Below are 5260 nucleotides of genomic sequence, written 5' to 3' on the forward strand. Positions count from 1 at the left end.
CAGATATTAGTTTACATAATATTATTATTTTAAACTATATTTTAATTTTATAATCGGAATATAAATAAAAGCTTTAATTTGGATTCTAAGCAGTTGACGCTTTTATGCAATATAAATATATAAAAATAAAAAACAGACCTCTTAAATCCTAAATATAAAGGTCTGTTTTTTCCTGTTTTATCCTAAATTAAATAAAGCTTCTGATATTTTATCGCTAGCTTCTTTATCCATTTCTTTGAGTACATGAGAGTAAATATTCAAGGTTGTATTTATATTTGAATGTCCGACTCTTTCAGAAATAACCCTTATGGGAACTTTTGAGTTTATTAAAAGCGTAACATGAGAGTGACGTAAATCATGGAATCGTATATGTTCCAAATTATGTTCACTTAAAAATCTGCTAAATTTTTTGCTTAACACATCTTGAGCTATAGGATTTTCGTTTTTATCAAAGAATAATAAATTTTTTTCATTTTTTATTTTACCTTGAAGCTTCAATTCGATTTGTTCTTTTTTGAAATTTTTCAACTTATTCATAAGCTCTGTTGGAGCAGAAATTGTTCTTATAGAACTTTCCGTCTTAGGATCTTTTAAAATTACTTTACCGTTATTTCTTACAGTTATCTTTTCTACTGTAACAGAATTATTATTAAAATCTATATTATTCCATGTGAGACCTAGTATTTCTGATATTCTAAGGCCTAATCCACTGGCTATAAAAATAGGTAATTCTAAAGAAGTTCCTGTGCATTTTTCTAATAGTTTTTGCATGTCTTGCTTATTATATATGTTATTTTTGAATTTTTTAACCTTAGGAACTTCTACATATTCTACAATATTTTCTCTTATTAACTTTAATCTATAGGCTTTTTTTGTAGCAAGTTTTAATATATTTATATGTATTTTTATTGTTTGTGGACTTAAAATTCCAACTAAATCATCTATGTAATTTTGTATATGTATAGGTCTAAGATCTTCAATTTTATACTTTCCTAACATAGGAATTATATATTTATTGCATATTCTTATGTAACAATTATAGGTTGTTATTGATAAATTTATCTTATATTTTTCTAAAAAATCTTTTAAGAATACATCAAAAGTCATAGCGTTTGGAAGTAATAAATCTTCGTTATATATACTGTCTTTTATCTCTGTTAGCTTCTTTGAAGCATCTCTTTTTTTATCATATGAACCCATATTTTTTTGAATTTTTTTATTGCTTGATGGATCTTTATATTCTAAATATACTATGTAATTTTTACTTCTTTTCCTTATAAATGCAAAGCTCATCTTTATCCTCCAATAAGAAACATTATAGTATATATTGTAACATAAAAACAAAATAAAAAACATTTAAATATCTGACATAAAACTGACATAACAATGTGTTTAATTGATATATACATTGAAATAACTAGGTTTTAATTTTTTGACATAAAACTATATATTTTATGTCTATATTTGTTTTTATAGGTAATTACATAATGATAAATGAATAGTTGAGTTATTTAAAAGTAATACTAACTTTAAAGCGAATAATATAAAAATAAGATTTTAAAGGAGTTTTATTATGAAAAAAATACTAGTATCAATAGTTGCTTTTATTACAATAATTGTATTTAGTAATATTAATTCATATGCAAATATATACATGCCAAATGTACCTAACAATACCAGTTCAGTAGAAGATGAATATATAAATGAATTAACTAGCATAGGAAATCAAGTTGAAATTTTAGCTTCCAACTCACTTAATTCTGTTATTAATAAAAAGGATACAAAGAACCTTTTAAAAGAAGCCCTATATATAAAAACACAAATAAGAGAACTTAGGATAAACCTGTCTGACTATCATAAAGAAAAAAGTGGAGATGAAGAAAAAAATCCATTTTCACTTGGACTTTTAAATACATTAAATTATTACAGTATGTCTTTATCATTTTTAACCCTGTTCTTACAGACTCAGTCGATATCAGATAGAAATGAATACTTAGAAAATTATTACTTTAGTAAAGCTTCTGGAGATCAAACTTTAGCATGGGTTAAATTACAAGTTTCATATCTAAATAAAAAATAGGCGAGAATTTAACTCGCCTATTTTTTATTTAGATATGAAACTACAACAGTTAGTTTGTTTGAAATTTTTAGCATCATTTCCTGATACGAATATATTATAGCAACTACATTCTGAATTTTTATTATGAATACAATCAATAGCATTACATACAATATGCTCACATTCACCTTGAATATCACTTTTTAAGTTTTTATGTACACTTACAAATGATGTACAGTGAACGTCTTTTAGGTTATTTGGTTGAGCTCCATCAACTTTAATTGCTCCGCTATGGCAATTTCCGTGTATATTATAACTACATGTGATAGCACTACAATTTATTTTTGACATAATAACATCACTCCTTATAAAATAAGTATTTATTATTAGTATGTACAAAAAAGCAATAAAAAATTGATAAAAATAAGTACTATTTTAAAGATAGATATTTAGTGTCATGTACCAATAAATAACCATATATTATATTGTGACTACTATATAAAGGAATGATAGACATTGGAAAAGAATAATCAACATCCATATATAAGCAATAGCTTGAAACTAGCTTTATCAAGGCAATTTAATGTTCATATTTCAGATATAACAAAAGAATTTTTAAAAGGATTAACGGAAATAGATTTATCAGGTAATAATATAAAGGATATAAAAGGGATAGAGTTTGCTATAAATGCTATATATATAAACTTAAACAAAAACAATATTTCTGATGCTTCTCCATTATCAAAGCTCATAAAGTTAGAAGAATTGGAGTTAAATGAAAATAAAGTTGAAGATATTAGCTTTATAAAAAACTTAAAAAAGCTCAAAAGATTAGGATTAGACAGTAATAATATAAAATCTATACCAAACATTAACAATACCGAACTGAGAACTGTAAATTTAGATAACAACAGAATATCTAATTTATCAGAATTTAACAAACCCAACTTTAGAAATACTACCATTTTAGCAACTGATCAGTGCATAATACTTGATCCAATTGAAATCGATATGGAAAAATCACTATTTTTTTCTTCTAATATAGTATGGGATCTTAATTCTATTGTTTTTTTAGATAATATACAGGTCAATGGTAAATATGATAGTATTCATACAAATGAAAGACCATCTATGTTGTATTCCATATCAGAGATAGTTATAAATAATATAAAATCTAATTGTATATTAAAGGCTGATTTTTATAAAGAAGATACAACTAGTTTTCCAAGAATCTTAAGCGGTACTTTAATTCAACCAATTTACTTAAAATCTAAAGAATCTCAAGTGAATAGTTCTAATCCAGATTTTAGTTTATCAAAGGTATTTGGATATATAAAGCCAGAGGAGAAATTAGCAAATTTAAAATCATATGAAGCTTACCCATTTAGGGATAAGGTTGTTACGCTTATTAATGAATACGGGGACATATTTTATTCGCCTATTGATATTAATGGTAAGTATTTATTTAATAATATTCAAACAGGAAAGTATACGATTTTATTTCCGGTTTTATCTGACTATATGTATACTTCGCCTAGTGTAGTTGTCCTAAATATAGAAGAAAATGGAAGTTTTATTATAAATTCGTCAATAGAGCATATTGATCATTAGAGTAGTATTAAGTTACTACTCTTTTTAATTTTGCAAAAAAGTTTAAAAATTTAAGAAAAAAGTTTGATTATATACTCTATATGGGTATAATATATATATAAATTTGTTTTTATATAAATTTATGTAATAAAATTGAAAGGATGTATTAAAATGAAAGTTAAAGTTGCAGATACAGCTGTAAAAACATTAAAAGATATTTTAGCTGACAGTCAAGATAGACCTAAAAATATAAGAGTTTATTTTGCAGGAGTAGGATGAGGTGGTCCATCATTTGGACTTGCTCTGGATGAGCAAGGTGGAGATGACCTAAACTACGAAGTAGAAGGTTTAAACTTTATAATGAGTACAGAAGATTACAATAACTATGGAGATATAGTTATAGAAGATACTGGTTATGGATTTAGAGTTGCACCAGAAAATCAAGCTGACGGTGGATGCGGCGGCGGATGTTCTGGCTGCGGAAATTAATTAATAACTAATTAAAGAGTATTGGGCTTCCAATGCTCTTTAATTTTGAATAAATAAAATAGGAGTAAATCATGAGAAGACGTAAGAAAAAAGGCGCCGACATTAGATTATTAAGTTTTGAAGAGTATGTTATAAAAGGTGAAGATATAAAATTCAAAGGAAAGTGGAATGAAAAGTTTGGAAATTCAAACCCTATACACGTTGAATTTGGTACAGGAAGAGGTCAATTTATAACAACTTTAGCAAAACAAAACCCAGAGATCAATTATATAGCTATGGAAATAAAAGAAGAGGTTTTATTAAAAGCAGTTGAGAAGGCTGTTGAAAACAACTTAACTAACATAAAGTTTGTATGGGGAGATGTAAATAACATCTTAACTTATTTCGAGGAAAATGAACTTTCTAGAGTTTATGTAAACTTTTGTGATCCATGGCCTAAAAAAAGATGGAACAAAAGAAGATTAACATATAGAGGATTTTTAGAGAATTATAAAACTATATTAAATTCAAATGGTGAAATTCACTTCAAAACAGATAATGAAAAACTGTTTGAATTTAGTTTAAATGAGTTTTCAGAAGCTGATTTAAAACTTAAAAATATAACTTTAGATTTAGCTAATAGCGAATTTGAAGGTAATGTAACAACTGAATATGAAGATAAGTTTATGTCTTATGGCATGAAAATATATAGAGTTGAAGGTATTAAACGATAAAAAAATGGAGTTAAAAAACTCCATTTTTTCTTTTCATACAATAAAGTCCGAATAAAATTATAACTACGTATATGAAATATAATGTTATATTAACAAATTGAAGGTTAATTCCAAATATTGCATCGGGTAGTAAAGCTAAAATCGCTGATATAGAAATAAGTAATGGATTTATAACTATTTGCTTATCACTTCTTAAAATCATAATCTTTCCAGCCCATATAAAAGACAAAATGAAAAATAAAATTTTAAGTATAATCTCAATAGTATTTAACATAGTTAGACTCCCTTTTCCTCGATTATAAATAATAATTTAATAAATAAACATACAAAAAGTATACACAAAAGAATTAATTTTAACAAGATGATTTTAAATATAATGAAAATAATTTTAAAAACTTAGAATTTTATA

General features: G+C 25.3%; 7 protein-coding genes. 4 read left to right on the forward strand and 3 right to left on the reverse strand.

Annotated features, from left to right (window positions below; genetic code table 11):
* Nucleotides 1-177: 177 nt before the first annotated feature.
* The gene (locus tag VN21_RS04980; protein ID WP_046822328.1) at nt 178-1293 is read right to left on the reverse strand and encodes a tyrosine-type recombinase/integrase; all 1116 of its coding nucleotides are present in this window, start codon (nt 1291-1293) and stop codon (nt 178-180) included.
* A 280-nt stretch (nt 1294-1573) separates the two neighbouring features.
* Here VN21_RS04980 and VN21_RS04985 point away from each other — a divergent pair, with 280 nt between their 5' ends.
* Complete coding sequence (locus VN21_RS04985; protein ID WP_046822329.1) at nt 1574-2080, forward strand: hypothetical protein; 507 nt, start codon at nt 1574-1576, stop codon at nt 2078-2080.
* A gap of 24 nt (nt 2081-2104) precedes the next feature.
* Here the strand turns inward: VN21_RS04985 and VN21_RS17805 are convergent, their stop codons facing one another.
* Complete coding sequence (locus tag VN21_RS17805) at nt 2105-2410, reverse strand: DUF1540 domain-containing protein (RefSeq protein ID WP_052951982.1); 306 nt, start codon at nt 2408-2410, stop codon at nt 2105-2107.
* Nucleotides 2411-2575: 165 nt separating this feature from the next.
* Between VN21_RS17805 and VN21_RS04995 the strand changes: the two genes are divergently transcribed.
* From VN21_RS04995 to trmB, 3 genes are all read left to right on the forward strand, one after another.
* Nucleotides 2576-3670 carry a leucine-rich repeat domain-containing protein gene (locus VN21_RS04995; protein WP_046822330.1) on the forward strand — a complete coding sequence of 365 codons (1095 nt, stop codon included), beginning with the start codon at nt 2576-2578 and terminating at the stop codon, nt 3668-3670.
* A 339-nt stretch (nt 3671-4009) separates the two neighbouring features.
* A complete protein-coding gene (locus tag VN21_RS19210) occupies nt 4010-4138 on the forward strand; it encodes a hypothetical protein (RefSeq protein ID WP_021431238.1) in 129 nt (42 codons plus the stop codon).
* Between the two features lie 71 nt (nt 4139-4209).
* Entirely contained in the window at nt 4210-4851 is a 642-nt protein-coding gene (gene trmB, locus VN21_RS05005; protein WP_046822331.1) for a tRNA (guanosine(46)-N7)-methyltransferase TrmB, read from the forward strand.
* Between the two features lie 10 nt (nt 4852-4861).
* Here trmB and VN21_RS05010 read toward each other — a convergent pair whose 3' ends face one another.
* Nucleotides 4862-5125 (reverse strand): hypothetical protein, encoded by a 264-nt coding sequence (locus tag VN21_RS05010; protein WP_046822332.1) that lies wholly within the window; start codon nt 5123-5125, stop codon nt 4862-4864.
* Nucleotides 5126-5260 lie beyond the last annotated feature (135 nt).

It is taken from the genome of Paraclostridium benzoelyticum (genome assembly GCF_001006285.1).
Classification (GTDB): Bacteria; Bacillota; Clostridia; order Peptostreptococcales; family Peptostreptococcaceae; genus Paraclostridium; species Paraclostridium benzoelyticum.